Genomic DNA, 16,364 nt, shown 5'->3' on the forward strand with positions numbered 1-16,364 from the left:
CCATGATAAATGTACTGATTGTTGATGACGATGCCATGGTTGCAGAACTTAACCGTTCCTATCTGAGCCAGGTGCCCGGTTTCAACTGTTATGCAATGGTGCCAACCTTACAGCAGGCGCGAAATTTACTGATGCAGCCAGACTCTGAGATCGATCTGGTGCTGCTCGATATCTATATGCAGCAGGATGACGGGTTGGATCTGCTGCCGACCATTCGTGAGTTCAGCGAACCAACGGACGTGATTATCATCTCCTCCGCCAGTGATGTGTACACCATTAAGAAAGCACTGCACTATGGCGTGGTTGATTATCTGATCAAACCGTTCCAGTTCTCTCGCTTTGAACAGGCGCTGACCGCCTATCGCGAAGAAGCAAACCTGCTGAAACATCGAGAATTTGTTGCTCAGTCGGATATTGATAGCCTGATTCGTCGCACCAGCGGCGGTGTGGCCGGCGAGCGTAAAAAACTGCCGAAAGGGCTGACCAGCCTGACGCTACGCACCATCTGTGAATGGATTGAAGGTAACCAAGGGGCTGAATTTTCCACGGAAATGCTGGCAAACGCGATTGGCATCTCTCGCGTATCATGTCGTAAGTATCTGATATATCTTGCTGATACCAATATTCTCGCCACCAATATCCTCTACGGATCGACTGGTCGCCCTGTGTACCTTTACCGCCTGCTGCCCGAGAAGCAAGACGCGCTGCGCCAGTATTGCGAGTAGTATGCTGTTTCTCTCATCGCGCTATCGTATAGGCGATAGTGCGATGTTGTTACCATCATGTTCTTTCTATTTTATCCGCACATTATCATCGGTTTGGTCTTGGTATCTCCATACAGTCTTCTCCCTTTTTCGTATTTCAATCAAGACTCAATAAAGAAGTATTTTCTATAAAAAAATAATCACCGGTGATGCTAAGTTGACTCAGTAGTTGCTAAAGCTAATTCGTTTTTCAGAATCTGGTTTTGTGCAGTGACTATACGTTAAATATAGTGTAAGAAAATATAATAGTAGATGAGTATGGATGCGCTCTGACCTCAAGCTGTATGGCCTATTTGTCGGTTTAAATGTGACCATAATGGTAACCTGCGATACGCTTGTATATAAGGTTTACGAAATAGCTGATTTTAAAATAACAGCAAGCGGCATTATTTTTTCGTTTTGCTTTTTGTTTTCAACGCTTCTTACTGAGGTTTATGGATACAGACTGGCTGTCCGCTCTATATGGATCATGGTTTTTTGTCAGTCGTTATATGTCATTTTATTAAATATAAATGCATTGATTCAAATTAATAATAATGATATCTCAAAGCACTACTACGGGCTTTATCATGACTTTTGGCGAGTAATGATAGGATCGTGGCTTTCAGTCCCTATTTCTTATTTTATAAACGGCTTCATTATATCTAAAATGAAAGTGATATTCTCCGGCCAATGGTTTTTTGTCCGTTATGTTCTCGGTTCAATGTGCACTCAAGCTGCATTATTGCTGACATCTTATCCTATTAGCCTCTCTGGCAAGTATTCTTTTGATGAGTTAGTAAATATAATATCCACCACATGGAGTTATAAGGTGATTATTTCTATTTTGTTATTGCCTTTGGCAATATATTTGGTAGGGTTAGTGAAGAAAGTAGAAAAAATAAATCATTTTGATTTTAAAATATCATACAACCCATTTAATGTTTATGGTGCTCAAAAAGATAAGGAAGATTAAGTGCGAGTTTTACACATCACCGATACACATCTTTTTTCAAATGAAAGTAGCGTGCAGGCAAAAGTTCACTATGAAGGTTTTATAAATTCCATCAGTTATTTTAATGAAAATAGAAGAATATTTAATGTTGATCATATCATTGTCACAGGAGATATTTCTCATGATGGCGGCACATTAAGCTATAAACTGTTTTTTAAAAATATGGATAAGCTGAGTCTTCCTCATGCTGTTTTGCCCGGAAACCACGATGATATAGGGAATTTAGATGTTGCAATCAAAGTTGCCAAGAATGCAGTGACTGTAGAACAGCTATCTAGTGCATCATGGGCGTTATTTGGCTTAAACAGTGTTGTACCGGGGGAAGACTATGGGGTAATAAGAAAAGAGACATTGTATAAGCTGCGGGAGGGTTTAAAAGGCACGGCATGTGAGAATATTGCAATTTTCTTACATCATCATCTGATACCTGTTGGTACACCATTAGTTGATGTCTGTAAACTGGTGAATGCCGATGATTTGCTTAATATTTGTCATAATGGCCGAGTAAGATTTATCGGTACGGGTCATGTTCATACTTTGTTTCAGCGTAAGATAAATAACATTTTGATTTCTGTATCTCCTGCACTCTGCTCTCAGTAAGTAAATGGGACATCAACTGTCAATATTGTGAATAATTCTGGTTTCAGTATTATCGATTTTTATGAAAATGTATTTATAGAAACTCATTTTATTTAATAATGGTTAATGTCGGTGTACCTCTTTCTTTTTTTGTAAATTTGGGGTGGAAAGATATTCAGCGATCTCTCTGCCTTTTTTAAATTCGGTATGATAGGCTATTCTTGAGGCATCCATGACATCTGTGCAGTTTACAGTTTCGCGATCTTTGATAAATTATTGACCAGTGATAGTGATTTTTTTCCCTTTGCTGGTTAATGTCCATATATCCATTCTACTTTCTTTACTAATATAAAATTTATCGCTATTTATTTTTCTAATCGCTTCAATCTCAGCGATAAGCGCTATATCTCTTGGGTTTACCTGTCGTAGAAAGTCACCGTCTTTTAGTTGCGCCCAATTCTTTTTTACAAAAGTATGAGTGCCATACTCTTTAAAAACCCAGTTTATTTCAGTTGTATAGTTAATTGTTCTATCAAGCGTATAAATTAAGGCCGGAGAGAAAACACGCTTGATTTTTTATTATGAATAATAAATAAAATCCCATTCATTTTAACCTGTTTATTTTGTTAAGTAATACGCCGATGATGACATATTCGGTACATTCAGTAATGTTAATCTCTGACTCTAAGGAAATATTGCAGAACTGAAACCCATTAACACGAATAAAAACGCGGCGAAAGCATATGGGATATTCTTTGATTTTTACTAATACGATATCGCCATCACAAACATTTTCATTAGCTGATACAATGCAGATGATTCCTCTTTCAAACTCCGGTGATAGCGCATTGTTTGATATTTCTATGGAAAATAAAGAATCATCTTGCAGATTATCAATCTTCTGTGGAGTATGTTTTTGTAGCAAAGAAGGTCTTAGCGAGATATCCATCTATTTCATCATATCTTATCAAGGGTAATGATTTTACTTTTCCATGATAGCTGGATTCTTCTGAAAGATTGTTGTCAGTTAAATCCCATATGCTTACTTGAAAGAAATCGGCTATTGAAGACAGTGTCATAATTGTTGGTTTGCCATGCCCCTTCTTAAGGTTGTTAATGGTCGCAATGCCAACTCCTGTTCGATCGCTGATTGATTGTGTATCTGTATTTTTAGTGACATCAAATAATTTAATTTTTTACTAATATTTTTCAGATGATTATCTATTTATTCTTCAGCAATATCATTTTTTGATTGCATTATAATATTAGTGTTGATGATATATTATCCAAGAGGGTATTATCATAACATCGTAATTTATTATAACTAGGTTTGCTAGTTGAATTACACCTGATTTTTGGTATTCAGCACCAGGGATGTTTTTTTGAAAAATACCTTATAGTTACAATTAAATAGATGTGAATATAATATTTTAGTCAGATAAAATGAAACGCTTTGCTATTTAGTGTTTACGTGTGCGAATTAATCGCTTTCTTATGTGTGAAAGCGTCTTTGGGATAATGTGAGGTAATCGTTTTTTCAACCATGAATATTCTTTGCGGCGTTAGTGGTCAGCCAGGTTCTCTCTATCGTCTGCTGTTGGAGAAACAAGACGCGCTGCGCCAGTATTGTGAGTAATCAGTACGTTCACGTGAAATAAGAAAGGCCACGACAGATTGAGGCATCCCCACCGTGTCGCGGCCCTGTTTTATCTCAGCTTGCGTTCAACTATTATGCTTCCTCTTCAAGAAAACAGACCCTGAGTCGGTGTCCATCAGGATCGAGAACGGCAAAGGAATAACCAAAGTCGAGCTGGGCTGGTTTTTGGATTACGGTGACCTGATGCTGCGTCCCCCAGGTTTGATAAAGCGCATCAACCTCTGGTTTATCCTGCACCGTAAACACAATCTCACCCGACGGTATGTTGGCAATCTGGTTGACGTCAGGTTCTACGGTGTAGCATGACCATAGACCGAGCTTGAAGCCATTTTCAAACACAAACAGCGCAAAGGTAGGGCTTTTTTCTACGTGGTTGATGCCAAACAGCCCAGTGTAGGCGTCAGCGCTTTTTATTACGTTACTGACATAGAGAATTGAAATATCGGCGGATAGCATGGCAGTCTCCTTGGTAGTAGACCACCATGTTAATCAGGCGCAGTGACAGTTTTTGTCAGCAGCCTATACCCGTCATACTTCAAGTTGCAGGTGCGTTGGCTGCGCTCGTTATTCGGCCCATCCCTGGGTCTCACCTCTAACGAGGCCGCCGCACGCGGCGTTCAAATCTGCTCCCGGCAGATTTGTCACCCGAATCACTTACTTGAGTAAGCTCATCGGGATGAATGAACCTCATCCCTGAGGTTCACCCTACAGGCCAGCGCAGGCGCTGTTCAAAACGTAAACGTTTTGTCCTGCAACTCGAATTATTTAGGGTATGGATAGTGGGATTTCCTTACAGCAACCAGCCCATCAGCAGCGTCGCGCCGATCACGGTAGAGGCACCACCGATGCGCGTGGCGATTTGTGCAAACGGCATTAGCGACATACGGTTGGACTCCGAGAGAATGGCGACGTCTACGGTGCCACCCAGGTCGCTGTGGCAGGTGGTGACGATGGAGGCTTCAATCGGATACATGTTCAGACGTGGTGCAATCACGAAACTGACCAGCGCCATAGAAAGCACGACAGAGCCACATACGATAACGTAGCCAACGGCGACCACGGCGACCACGGCGACCACGGCGACCACGGCGACCACGGCGACCACGCTTTCCAGCGGAATATAGAGCATCCCCAAGCCAATCATCAACGGCCAGACCAGTGAGCTGGAGACGAATTTATAGACGCTGTGCGCGCCGGTTTCCATGCTAGTGGGAATAACGCGGCTGTATTTACAGAACACGGCAATCAGGATCATCAGTACCGGGCCAGGAATGTGTACCAGCTTCTCAAACAGGCCACCGACGATAAAGAAGGCGCAAATCATCAGCAGGCTGCCACCCATCAGATGAAAATCCACCGGTTTTGGTGTGTCGTTTACCGTGAACAGGTTCTGTTCTTCGTCACTGCGCACCAGACGCCCTTCGCCGTTCAGATCCTTACCACGCATGCCGAGGCGTGACAGGATACCTGCGCAGAAAATGGCGAAAATATTGCCCACCACTGCCGCAGGGGCCAGTTGCGCCACATATACATCCGGCGCCTGACCTAGCAGTGCGGAATAAGCCAAGGACAACGGTAAAATGCCTTCGCTAATACCGCCGCCAATAATGGGCACAATGATAAAGAAGAAGGTGTTATACAGGCTGTAGCCGCACAGTTTACCTACCAGCAGGCCCTTTACCACCGCGGTGACGGTACCGATGACCAGCGGCACAAACATGCGTACCATCCCTTGAATCAGGATCTTGCGGTTCATGCCTAAAATACTGCCGACTACCAGACACGCGATGACGAAGTAGAGAAAGTTCGCTTCCTTCATCAGCAGGTGCACAGTCTTCATGGTGTTGTCGTTAAACAGATAAAAATAGACCAGAATAGAGGGCACCATCAAACAGAGGATTGCCGGGCCGCCGATATCTTTAAATATCGGAATAGTATGGCCAATATGCGCCAGCAAAAAGCCCAGCGTCATAATAACAGCGAAGCCACCGATCATATTTCTCGGCAGATAGCTTTTATACTCAGCAGCAAAAACAACAGCCGCGATAGCAATAAATAATGCAACGGGTACGGCACCAATTTTAGTTTTTAAAAACTGGGTGAAGAACGACAGTTGCGACGTTGAGTCGGCAGCGAGCGTGCTCTCGTAGAGGACATCGGTTTCAGTTCTTTTCATTATGTTTACTCCACGTAAACGGGTTATATATTTACGGGTTGTTTTTATTGTTAGAAAGCTAAGTGTTTTACTATCAAAGAGTAAGGTAGTGCTTAAAGTGAATGATTGGGTCAGTGAATATATTATCCCTGAGTAACCTGTCATGATTAAATGTTAAATATAATAAAACATTCATGAGTAAATCAAGTAATTGTGAGGCTTGCGATAACTCTTTTTTAAATAACTTATCTCAAATTAATGTAATTAAATTTATTTTTTATTCTCAAGGGTGTTATTCGTGAATAATAAAACTAATTATTAAATTACTCTATCAGTAATATAATTAAATAAAGTAATTTAAAAACTACTATTTGTAGGGTTATTTCGGCATTGTTTGGCGTGCGTTTGCAGGCGCTTACCCAAGATCCGTCGCGAGAGGTTTTTTCATGTAACGTAACTAGTTAGCGCCAGGCTAATGATGCCTGTGATGGTTATCACTAATTCTTATGTTCTTTCGAAATTTTTACCTGACATTAACGTTTTTAACAAGCTTTGTTGCTCATTGATTCATCATTTGACATAAGATGTTTCATGTTTTTTTATGGTGATATTTTCTGCTTTAACAAAAATTTAAAGAATATTACCTGGCATAATGATTTAATTTTGTGATTTTGTTTAAATTTTTTTATAATTTTTCAGATTGTATGCTATTGTTGAAGAAGTAACGATTTTGTAAATCCACACCCATTATATTGACGTTAGGGTGATCTGTTGCCACATTGACGGGGTTGGAAGGGGGACAACGGATTGTCAGGCTGATGCCGGGTTCGCAAACCTATCCGCAGGCCACTCTCATTACTGCCTCGTCTCCCTCCTTATTAAGTGAATTATAGCCTTCGGGCAAAAAAGTACAGACCACAGCCACCACATGACGCGGTGCGTCGATGCTGATGAGAACGGCTTCTTGTCAGCGGCGAGTAAAAATATCCTGGTCTGACTTTCATCAACACACAACATCCACAATGGATGTACACGTAATGGAAAAATCCTTGGCAAAATCAAGGGTGCCCAAAATCGGACTCGGCTTGCTGGCCATGTCTGTGGCCGCCGGTCTCCAGGCAAAAACCCTGGTCTATTGCTCCGAAGGTTCTCCTGAAGGTTTTAACCCGCAACTGTTTACGTCCGGCACCACCTTTGATGCTAGCTCAATTCCTATTTATAACCGTCTGGTTGAATTCAAAAGCGGTACTACCGAAATTGAGCCGGGCCTGGCAGAAAAATGGGACATCAGCGAAGATGGCAAAACCTATACTTTCCATCTGCGTAAAGGCGTGAAGTGACAAGACGGCAAAGAGTTTAAGCCGACGCGTGAATTCAATGCGGATGACGTGCTGTTCTCCTTCCTGCGTCAGCAAGATCCGAACCATCCGTATCATAAAGTGTCTGGCGGCAGCTAAGAATATTATCAAGGCATGGGCATGCCGGAATTGATCAGCAAAATCGAAAAAATGGACGACTATACCGTTCGTTTCGTGCTGACCCGTCCGGAAGCGCCGTTCCTGGCCGACCTGGCGATGGACTTTGCGTCGATTATGTCCGCAGAGTACGATGCCAACATGTTTAAAGCTGGCACCCCGGAGAAGATCGACCTGAACCCGATCGGTACCGGTCCGTTCCAGTTGCAGCAGTACCAGAAAGACTCACGTATTCTCTACAAAGCGTTTGATGGCTTCTGGGGCAAGAAACCGGGCATCGATCGCCTGGTATTCTCCATCACGCCGGATGCGTCCGTGCGTTATGCCAAGCTGCAAAAAGATGAGTGCCAGATCATGCCGTATCCTAACCCGGCCGATCTGTCCCGCATGTAAAGAAGACAAAAACATCACGCTGCTGGAAAAACCCGGCTTGAACGTGGGTTACCTCTCTTTCAACGTGCAGAAAAAACCGCTGGATAACGTGAAAGTGCGTCAGGCACTGACCTACGCGGTAAACAAAGGCGCCATCATTGATGCGGTGTATCAGGGCGCAGGCCAGGCGGCCAAGAACCTGATCCCACCGACCATGTGGGGCTTTAACGATGACGTGAAGGATTACTCCTACTATCCGGAAAAAGCCAAAGCATTGCTGAAAGAAGCGGGCATGGCTGATGGCTTCACCGTGGATCTGTGGGCGATGCCGGTGCAACGTCCGTACAACCCGAACGCACGCCGTATGGCGGAAATGATCCAGTCTGACTGGGCCAAAGTTGGCGTGAAAGCCAAGATTGTCACCTACGAGTGGGGCGAGTATCTGAAACGCGCCAAAGCGGATGAACATCAGACGGTGTTGATGGGATGGACCGGCGATAACGGGGATCCGGATAACTTCTTCGCGACCCTGTTCAGCTGTGACGCAGCAGAAAAAGGCTCTAACTACTCCAAGTGGTGCTACAAACCGTTTGAAGACTTGATTCAGCCTGCGCGCGAAACGTCCGATCACCAGAAACGTATTGATCTGTACAAACAGTCACAGGTTGTGATGCACGATCAGGCTCCTGCACTGATTGTTGCCCATTCCACGGTCTATGAGCCTATCCGTAAAAACGTGAAAGGTTATGTGATCGAGCCGCGTGGCGTACACAGCTTCAATAACGTGACCCCGTAAAAATCTAGCTGTGAGCATTGATAATGCCTGTCAGCCTATGAGCCGTCAGGCACTTATATACAGAGAGTTCGGGATATGTTTCAGTTCATACTCCGGCGTTTGGGGCTGGTTATCCCAACGTTTATTGGTATTACCCTACTGACGTTTGCCTTTGTGCACATGATCCCCGGCGACCCGGTGATGATTATGGCAGGCGAACGCGGCCTTTCTCCTGAGCGCCATGCGCAGCTGCTGGCTGAGCTGGGGCTTGATAAGCCGCTATGGCAGCAATATGTCACCTATATCAACGGTGTGCTGCACGGCGATCTGGGTATTTTCCTCAAGAGCCGCATCCCGGTGTGGGATGAGTTTGTGCCGCGCTTCAAGGCCACCTTGGAACTGGGTGTCTGCGCGATGCTGTTTGCCGTGGTTGTCGGTATTCCGGTTGGCGTGCTGGCAGCGGTTAAACGCGGTTCCATTTTCGATCACACGTCTGTCAGTCTGGCACTGACCGGCTACTCCATGCCGATTTTCTGGTGGGGCATGATGTCGATCATTCTGGTGTCGGTCAACCTCAATCTGACGCCAGTCTCGGGCCGTATCAGCGATACAGTGTTTCTCGACGACAGTCTGCCGCTGACCGGCTTTATGCTGATCGATACCCTGTTCTTCGGTGAGCCGGGCGATTTTATCGATGCCGTGATGCACATGATTTTACCCGCCGTGGTGCAGGGGGGCGTACTGCTGGTGGCGACTATGATCATTCTGGTCAACCTGCTGGTCGATCTGTTGTACGGCGTGGTGAATCCGCGCATTCGACACAAGAAATAAGGGGAGAGGCGAAGATGACTCAACTCACTGAACCGGCTGTTGATAATGCGCCCGTGCCGATGACCCCGCTACAGGAATTCTGGCATTACTTTAAACGTAACAAAGGCGCGGTGGTGGGCCTGGTGTATGTGGTGCTGATGTTGATTATCGCCATTGGCGCCAACGTGCTGGCATCGCATGCGCCCGCCGAGCAGTTCCGCGATGCGCTACTGCGTCCGCCGGTATGGCAGGAAGGCGATAGCTGGCAGTTTCTGCTTGGCACCGACGATGTGGGCCGCGATATTCTTTCGCGCCTGATGTACGGCGCACGCTTGTCGCTGCTGGTCGGCTGTCTGGTGGTGGTGCTGTCACTGATTATGGGTGTGGTTCTTGGTTTGCTGGTGCTGGTGGCGGTGTTCGGACCGTCCATCGTCAATGCGTCGCTGACGCTGACCTTCGTGGCGCTGCCGCACTATGTGCGCCTGACGCGCGCGGCAGTGCTGGTTGAGGTCAACCGCGATTACGTTACCGCTTACCGCGTGGCGGGGGCTGGCGCGATGCGTCAAATGTTCATCAATATCTTCCCCAACTGTCTGACACCGCTCATCGTGCAGGCGTCATTGGGCTTCTCCAACGCCATCCTCGACATGGCCGCATTGGGTTTCCTCGGCATGGGCGCACAGCGGCCAACGCCGGAGTGGGGCACCATGCTGGCCGACGTGTTGCAGTTTGCGCAAAGTGCCTGGTGGGTCGTGACCTTCCCTGGCCTTTCGATCCTGCTCGCGGTGTTGGCGTTTAACTTGATGGGGGACGGCTTGCGTGACGCTCTCGACCCCAAACTCAAGCAGTGATCCGGGGGAAGAGATGGCATTACTCAATGTAGAAAAACTGTCGGTTCATTTTGGCGAAGGGAATAACCCGTTCCGCGCCGTTGACCGCATCAGTTACCAAGTAGAACAAGGGCAGGTGGTCGGCATTGTCGGCGAATCCGGCTCCGGTAAATCGGTCAGTTCGCTGGCTATCATGGGGTTGATTGATTTCCCCAGCAAGGTAATGGCAGACAAGCTGGAGTTCAACCAGCGCGATCTGAAAAGCATTTCGGAAAAAGAACGGCGTCAGTTGGTCGGCTCCGAAGTGGCGATGATCTTTCAGGACCCGATGACCAGCCTTAACCCCTGCTACACCGTAGGCTACCAGATTATGGAAGCCATCAAGGTGCATCAGGGCGGTAATCGCACAACGCGCTATCAGCGTGCTATCGATTTGCTGACGCAGGTGTGCATCCCCGATCCGGCTTCGCGGTTAGACGTGTATCCGCACCAACTGTCAGGTGGGATGAGCCAACGCGTGATGATCGCAATGGCGATTGCCTGAGCAGCTGATCGCCGATGAACCGACTACCGTACTGGACGTGACCATTCAGGCGCAGATCATTGAACTGCTGCTGGAATTGCAGCAGCGGGAAAACATGGCGCTGATCCTGATCACCCACGATTTGGCGTTGGTGGCGGAAGCGGCCCACCACATCATCGTGATGTATGCCGGTCAGGTGGTGGAATCCGGTAAAGCGGCGGATATCTTCCATGCGCCGCGCCACCCGTATACTCAGGCGTTGCTACGTGCGTTACCGGAATTTGCGGTTGATAAATCACGTCTGGCCTCGCTGCCGGGCGTAGTACCGGGCAAATATGACCGACCGTTGGACTGCTTGCTTAACCCTCGCTGTCCCTACGCCAGTGCGCGTTGCCGTGAAGCAGAGCCCGAATTGCATGACATTCCGGGCCGTCAGGTGAAATGTCATACACCGCTCGGTGATGAGAGGAGGCCCGTCGCATGAGCCAGAGCATGAATGCCGCCGGGCAGCATTACCTGTTGCAGGCGATCGATTTAAAGAAACACTACCCGGTAAAAAAAGGGTTCTTTGCCCCTGAACGCGCGGTGAAAGCGCTGGATGGTGTCCTTCACCCTGGAGCGTGGCAAAACGCTGGCGGTGGTGGAGGAATCAGGGTGAGGTAAATCGACCCTTGGCCGCTTGCTGACCATGATCGAAACCCCATCTGAGGGCGAGCTTTACTATCAGGGGCAGGATCTGCTGAAACCGGATCCTGCCGCGCAGAAGTTGCGTCGCCAGAAGATCCAGATCGTGTTCCAGAATCCTTACGGATCGCTCAACCCGCGCAAGAAGGTGGGGCAGATCCTGGAAGAGCCGTTGCTGATCAATACCGAACTGTCCAAGGCAGAGCGCCGTGAAAAAGCACTGTCGATGATGGCAAAAGTTGGCCTGAAAACCGAGCATTACGATCGCTATCCACACATGTTCTCCGGCGGCCAGCGTCAGCGTATCGCCATTGCGCGTGGCCTGATGCTAGACCCTGACGTGGTGATTGCCGATGAAGTGATGGTGATGTACTTGGGTCGCTGCGTGGAGAAGGGTAGCAAGGAGGCGATTTTCAACAACCCGCGCCACCCTTACACCCAAGCGCTGCTGTCAGCGACACCGCGCCTGAACCCGGCGTTGCGCCGCGAGCGTATCAAGCTGATTGGGGAACTGCCCAGCCCGCTCAATCCGCCACCGGGCTGTGCGTTTAACGCGCGCTGCCAGCATCGTTTTGATACTTGCGTCCAGTTCCAGCCGTCGTTGAAAGCCTATGGCGATCAACTGATTGCCTGCTTTGCCGTCGACAGGGATGAAGCCGGTTCACGGTGAGTTCGCTTGAGATGAAAAACGCGTTCTATTCGTTAAAGAATATCGTCGACCACACCGCCATCGACGCGCAACGCCGCGCCCGAGGTGGCAGACGCCTGCTGCGAGCAGATGTAGACCACCATGTTGGCGACCTCTTCCACGCTGGCGGCACGCTGGATAACTGAACTGGGGCGATGCGCCATCACGAATTCCCGCGCCAGCACCTCAAGGGATTTGCCGGTGCGTGCCACTTCATCTTGCATCATGGTGGCGAAGCTGTCAGAAATCGTAGGGCCCGGCAGCACACTGTTCACCGTTACGCCAGAGCCGGCAACCCGTTTTGCCAATCCGCGCGCCAGCGCCAACTGCGCCGTTTTCGATACGCCGTAGTGGATCATGTCGGCAGGAATGTTGCGTGCGGATTCCGAGGAGATAAACACCACACGCCCCCACTGTTTCGCCACCATGCCCGGCAGGAAAGCGCGTGACAGACGAACGCCCGACATTACGTTGGTTTGCCAGTAGTTTTCCCACACCGCATCGTCGGTGTCATAGAAATCACGCGGACCGTAAATACCGGCGTTATTCACCAGAATATCCACGAACGGCACCTGATCCAGCAGTGCTGTTACCCCTTCGGCACTGCCCATATAGGCCACGGCACCGCGAAGACGGGCCTGCGGGAACTGCTGTTGCAAACGGGACAGCGTCGCATCAACCGACGAACTGCTGCGGCCATTCACGATCACTTCGGCATGACTTTCCACCAGCCCTGCCACAATCGCATACCCAATGCTGCCGCTGGACGCGGTGACCAACGCCGTTTTTCCTGACAGATCAATATTCATACAGAAACCTTCCTCCGAGGAATGGACGCCGTGCCTTGCGCGGCGTTAGCGACGACCAAAAACCCGGCCGCCAACCGGAAACCGTTCCCCATTGTAGGCCACTCTGTTCTCTTTTTTTATCCCCACGCAGGCGAAAGACCTTTGCTAAAACGTTGATAACCCCCCACTCAGCCAAGGGCAAGGCGCTGTAGCCATAAAATTCGCTTACTTGTGTTTTTGTGAGTGATGTTTCATTTTAGGATGATGAAAGAGCGCTAGCGAAGCTGTCGTTCATCCGCTGGGGAATGAAATGTCTGTAAAAGATTGGTTGTTGGCGCTGTGCGTGGTGGTTGCCTGGGGCGTTAATTTTGTGGTTATCAAAGTCGGGTTGCAGGGGATGCCACCGTTTTTGCTGGCAGGTCTGCGTTTCACACTGGTGGCGCTGCCTGTGGTCTTTTTTGTGCCGCGCCCGCGTTTGCCGCTGCGCTGGCTGATCGCCTATGGCATGACCATCAGTTTCGGCCAGTTTGCCTTTCTGTTTCTAGCGATAAAACTCGGCATGCCAGCAGGCATCGCCTCGCTGGTGCTGCAAGCGCAGGGCTTTTTCACCCTGTTGCTGGGGGCGCTGCTGCTGGGTGAAGCGCTGCGTTGGAACCATTTCCTTGGCATTGCCATCGCTACGCTGGGCATGTTTGTACTGGCAGAAGGCGGCATGCTGAACCAGACCACCACCGGGTTGACGCTGCTCACGATGCTGCTGACGTTAGGCGGCGCACTCTCCTGGGCGTTCGGTAATATCAGCAACAAAGTCATCATGAGCCGCCACGGTGCGGGATTGAATGTGATGTCGCTGGTGGTGTGGAGTGCGCTGGTGCCGATTGGGCCATTCTTTCTCTGCTCCTGGCTGTTCGACGGTCAGGAGGCGATCGTTGCCAGCCTGACCAACATACATATGACGACGGTGCTGGCGTTGGGCTATCTGGCGTTTGTTGCCACCATCATGGGATTTGGTATCTGGAGCAGTCTGCTCGGGCGTTATGAAATCTGGCGTGTCGCCCCGTTGACGCTGTTGGTGCCAGTGTTTGGCATGCTGAGCGCTGCGCTGTTTCTTGACGAACACATGACCCTGCTTCAAGTGGCTGGCGCGCTGCTGATCATGGTTGGGTTGCTGGTCAATGTGTTTGGTGGACGTCTTGCTTTGCTGGCGCGGGCGCGCAGCGCATCTTAACGAAACCTCATCACACCCTGTTGTTATGCCGCTTTTCTGCAATCCGATATCGGAGGGACGATCGTAAAATTGCCGAAAAGCAGCAATGTCTGTGGTTCTAGATATGGCAGGACAATTTTCTCCCGTGCGCTCAGGCAGAAACCGAGATTTGCCGCGCTGGGCATTGGTAGTGCTACGCTGCTCAAGGCGTATCGCCGCACCATTGAAATTCGTGCATTGCAGGTAAAAGCGTTGCCACCCGTGCATTGAGTGTGGCTCTGTGTGTCTGACGCTGCATTTCCCCAACCGCTTAGCGTGTAATTCTAACCGCTTAATACGCTATGCCACCGTCGATACAAATTGGTTCTGCGCGCTCGCTCGTATTCCCGTATCGTCGCGCCATCACCACACCCCACACAGTCAACGATTCCTGCCTTGTCCAACATGGACGCCAACGGCGTGGTGGATGCTCGATATTGTTCGATAAAGATTAAAAAACAGACCATTAAGACTTAATTTGCCTGAAGGATGTCTTATGAAAAGCAGTATCATACTCAAACACATTCCCTGGATGATGCTTGCCGTCATCGGGGCATCTTGCCTTGGCGTGGTTGCACTGCGCCGTGGCGAACACGTGAGCGCACTGTGGATTATCGTCGCTTCCGTGTCCGTCTATCTGGTGTCCTATCGCTACTACAGTCTCTATATTGCACAGAAAGTCATGCAGTTGGACCCGACCCGCGCAACACCTGCGGTGGTTAACAACGATGGCCTGAACTATGTGCCCACCAACCGCAACGTTCTGTTCGGTCACCACTTTGCGACTATCGCAGGCGCAGGCACGCTGGTAGGGCCGGTATTGGCGGCGCAAGTAGGCTACCTGCCGGGCACGCTGTGACTGCTGGCGGGTGTGGTGCTGGCCGGTGCCGTGCAGGATTTCATGGTACTGTTCCTTTCCGTTCGTCGTAACGGTGCGTCACTGGGTGAGATCGTCAAGAAAGAGCTGGGTCCGGTTCCAGACACCATCGTGCTGTTCGGCTGCTTCCTGATCATGATCATCATCCTGGCGGTGTTGGCGTTGATCGTGGTGAAAGCGCTGGCAGAAAGCCCGTGGGGCGTGTTCACTGTATGTTCTACGGTACCGATCGCGCTGTTTATGGGCATCTACATGCGTTACCTGCGCCCAGGCCGCGTAGCGGAAGTGTCCGTTATCGGTATCGGTATCGTGATCCTGGACCCGGATCTGAAAATGCCTGCGGTAACGCAGTTCGTTGACGGCACCGGTCCGGTATGGAAAGGCACCCTGTTCCCGTTCCTGTTTATCACCATCGCGTGTGGTGCCGTGTCTGGTTTCCATGCCCTGATTGCTTCCGGTACTACCCCGAAACTGCTGCGCGCTTTATCGGTTACGGCGCAATGCTGATGGAATCCTTTGTCGCGGTCATGGCGCTGGTGGCCGCGTCCATCATTGAACCTGGCCTCTACTTTGCCATGAACACCCCGCCGGCGGCGTTGGGCATCACCATGCCTAACCTGCACCAGTTGGGTACGGCGGATGCGCCGATGATCATGGCGCAACTGCAAGAAGTCTCTGCGCACGCCGCAGCGACCGTTAGCTCCTGGGGCTTCGTTATCTCTCCTGAGCAGATCATGCAAACGGCGAAAGATATCGGCGAACCTTACGTGCTGAACCGCGCAGGCGGTGCACCGACACTGGCAGTCGGTATTGCACACGTGTTCCACCAGATTATTCCTGGTGCCAACATGGGCTTCTGGTATCACTTCTGTATCCTGTTCGAAGCGTTGTTTATCCTGACAGCACTGGACGCAGGCACCCGTTCTGGTCGCTTCATGCTGCAAGACCTGTTGGGTAACTTCGTTCCGTTCCTGAAGAAAACCGATTCACTGGTAGCGGGTATCATCGGTACGGCGGGCTGTGTCGGTCTATGGGGCTACCTGCTGTATCAAGGCGTGGTCGACCCGTTGGGCGGCGTGAAGATCTCTAAAGGTCACTAATACGCGAATACCCGCATCTTTACCGCCGCAGAGTGTGGCGGTAAAGA

Annotated in this window: 11 protein-coding genes and 4 pseudogenes; 10 read left to right on the plus strand and 5 right to left on the minus strand. The window is 49.4% G+C overall.

Features of this window, described 5'->3' with window-relative positions:
- The first annotated feature begins 2 nt into the window (after positions 1-2).
- From dcuR to CS369_RS02390, 3 genes are all read left to right on the plus strand, one after another.
- Positions 3-725 carry a two-component system response regulator DcuR gene (dcuR, locus tag CS369_RS02380; RefSeq protein ID WP_196905846.1) on the plus strand — a complete coding sequence of 241 codons (723 nt, stop codon included), beginning with the start codon at positions 3-5 and terminating at the stop codon, positions 723-725.
- Positions 726-1,026: 301 nt separating this feature from the next.
- The gene (locus CS369_RS02385; protein WP_196905847.1) at positions 1,027-1,719 is read left to right on the plus strand and encodes a VUT family protein; all 693 of its coding nucleotides are present in this window, start codon (positions 1,027-1,029) and stop codon (positions 1,717-1,719) included.
- On the plus strand, positions 1,720-2,358 hold the full coding sequence (locus tag CS369_RS02390; protein ID WP_196905848.1) for a metallophosphoesterase: 639 nt from the start codon (positions 1,720-1,722) through the stop codon (positions 2,356-2,358). It begins immediately after the preceding gene.
- 583 nt (positions 2,359-2,941) lie between these two features.
- Here the strand turns inward: CS369_RS02390 and CS369_RS02395 are convergent.
- The 4 genes from CS369_RS02395 to CS369_RS02410 form a co-directional block, all read right to left on the minus strand.
- Positions 2,942-3,286, minus strand: a complete 345-nt coding sequence (locus tag CS369_RS02395) for a S24 family peptidase (protein ID WP_196905849.1) — start codon at positions 3,284-3,286, stop codon at positions 2,942-2,944.
- Positions 3,231-3,530, minus strand: a complete 300-nt coding sequence (locus CS369_RS02400) for a helix-turn-helix transcriptional regulator (protein WP_307833640.1) — start codon at positions 3,528-3,530, stop codon at positions 3,231-3,233. The genes CS369_RS02395 and CS369_RS02400 overlap by 56 nt, the downstream gene beginning before the upstream one ends.
- Positions 3,531-4,066: 536 nt before the next feature.
- Positions 4,067-4,450: a VOC family protein gene (locus CS369_RS02405; protein WP_196905850.1), complete on the minus strand. Its 384-nt coding sequence runs from the start codon at positions 4,448-4,450 to the stop codon at positions 4,067-4,069.
- 334 nt (positions 4,451-4,784) lie between these two features.
- On the minus strand, positions 4,785-6,170 hold the full coding sequence (locus CS369_RS02410) for a 2-hydroxycarboxylate transporter family protein (protein WP_196905851.1): 1,386 nt from the start codon (positions 6,168-6,170) through the stop codon (positions 4,785-4,787).
- Positions 6,171-7,186: 1,016 nt separating this feature from the next.
- Here CS369_RS02410 and dppA point away from each other — a divergent pair.
- The 5 genes and pseudogenes from dppA to CS369_RS02435 all read left to right on the plus strand — a co-directional run bounded on the left by dppA (position 7,187) and on the right by CS369_RS02435 (position 12,288).
- A pseudogene (gene dppA / locus CS369_RS02415) lies at positions 7,187-8,792 on the plus strand (dipeptide ABC transporter periplasmic-binding protein DppA).
- 75 nt (positions 8,793-8,867) lie between these two features.
- The gene (locus CS369_RS02420; protein ID WP_196905852.1) at positions 8,868-9,602 is read left to right on the plus strand and encodes a hypothetical protein; all 735 of its coding nucleotides are present in this window, start codon (positions 8,868-8,870) and stop codon (positions 9,600-9,602) included.
- Between the two features lie 14 nt (positions 9,603-9,616).
- Complete coding sequence (locus CS369_RS02425; RefSeq protein WP_196905853.1) at positions 9,617-10,432, plus strand: ABC transporter permease subunit; 816 nt, start codon at positions 9,617-9,619, stop codon at positions 10,430-10,432.
- Positions 10,433-10,445: 13 nt separating this feature from the next.
- Positions 10,446-11,418 (plus strand): annotated as a pseudogene (gene dppD / locus CS369_RS02430) (dipeptide ABC transporter ATP-binding protein).
- Between the two features lie 8 nt (positions 11,419-11,426).
- Positions 11,427-12,288: pseudogene (locus tag CS369_RS02435) on the plus strand (dipeptide ABC transporter ATP-binding protein).
- 32 nt (positions 12,289-12,320) lie between these two features.
- Here the strand turns inward: CS369_RS02435 and CS369_RS02440 are convergent.
- Positions 12,321-13,115 (minus strand): SDR family NAD(P)-dependent oxidoreductase, encoded by a 795-nt coding sequence (locus CS369_RS02440; RefSeq protein ID WP_196905854.1) that lies wholly within the window; start codon positions 13,113-13,115, stop codon positions 12,321-12,323.
- Between the two features lie 289 nt (positions 13,116-13,404).
- On the opposite strand from CS369_RS02440, the gene CS369_RS02445 reads away from it, so the two are divergent.
- The gene (locus CS369_RS02445) at positions 13,405-14,322 is read left to right on the plus strand and encodes an EamA family transporter (RefSeq protein ID WP_196905855.1); all 918 of its coding nucleotides are present in this window, start codon (positions 13,405-13,407) and stop codon (positions 14,320-14,322) included.
- Between the two features lie 514 nt (positions 14,323-14,836).
- Positions 14,837-16,299: pseudogene (locus tag CS369_RS02450) on the plus strand (carbon starvation CstA family protein); the annotation flags it as partial.
- Positions 16,300-16,364: the final 65 nt, after the last annotated feature.

The sequence above is a fragment of the Candidatus Symbiopectobacterium sp. 'North America' genome (assembly GCF_015762685.1).
In the GTDB taxonomy this organism is placed as follows: Bacteria; Pseudomonadota; Gammaproteobacteria; order Enterobacterales; family Enterobacteriaceae; genus Symbiopectobacterium.

Bases quoted from the DNA above. Each gene is read 5' to 3' on its own strand.
- CS369_RS02445 (WP_196905855.1), top strand. From the start codon at position 13,405: ATGTCTGTAAAAGATTGGTTGTTGGCGCTGTGCGTGGTGGTTGCCTGG.
- CS369_RS02410 (WP_196905851.1), bottom strand. From the start codon at position 6,170: ATGAAAAGAACTGAAACCGATGTCCTCTACGAGAGCACGCTCGCTGCC.
- CS369_RS02385 (WP_196905847.1), top strand. From the start codon at position 1,027: ATGCGCTCTGACCTCAAGCTGTATGGCCTATTTGTCGGTTTAAATGTG.
- CS369_RS02395 (WP_196905849.1), bottom strand. From the start codon at position 3,286: ATGGATATCTCGCTAAGACCTTCTTTGCTACAAAAACATACTCCACAG.
- CS369_RS02405 (WP_196905850.1), bottom strand. From the start codon at position 4,450: ATGCTATCCGCCGATATTTCAATTCTCTATGTCAGTAACGTAATAAAA.
- CS369_RS02425 (WP_196905853.1), top strand. From the start codon at position 9,617: ATGACTCAACTCACTGAACCGGCTGTTGATAATGCGCCCGTGCCGATG.
- dcuR (WP_196905846.1), top strand. From the start codon at position 3: ATGATAAATGTACTGATTGTTGATGACGATGCCATGGTTGCAGAACTT.
- CS369_RS02440 (WP_196905854.1), bottom strand. From the start codon at position 13,115: ATGAATATTGATCTGTCAGGAAAAACGGCGTTGGTCACCGCGTCCAGC.
- CS369_RS02420 (WP_196905852.1), top strand. From the start codon at position 8,868: ATGTTTCAGTTCATACTCCGGCGTTTGGGGCTGGTTATCCCAACGTTT.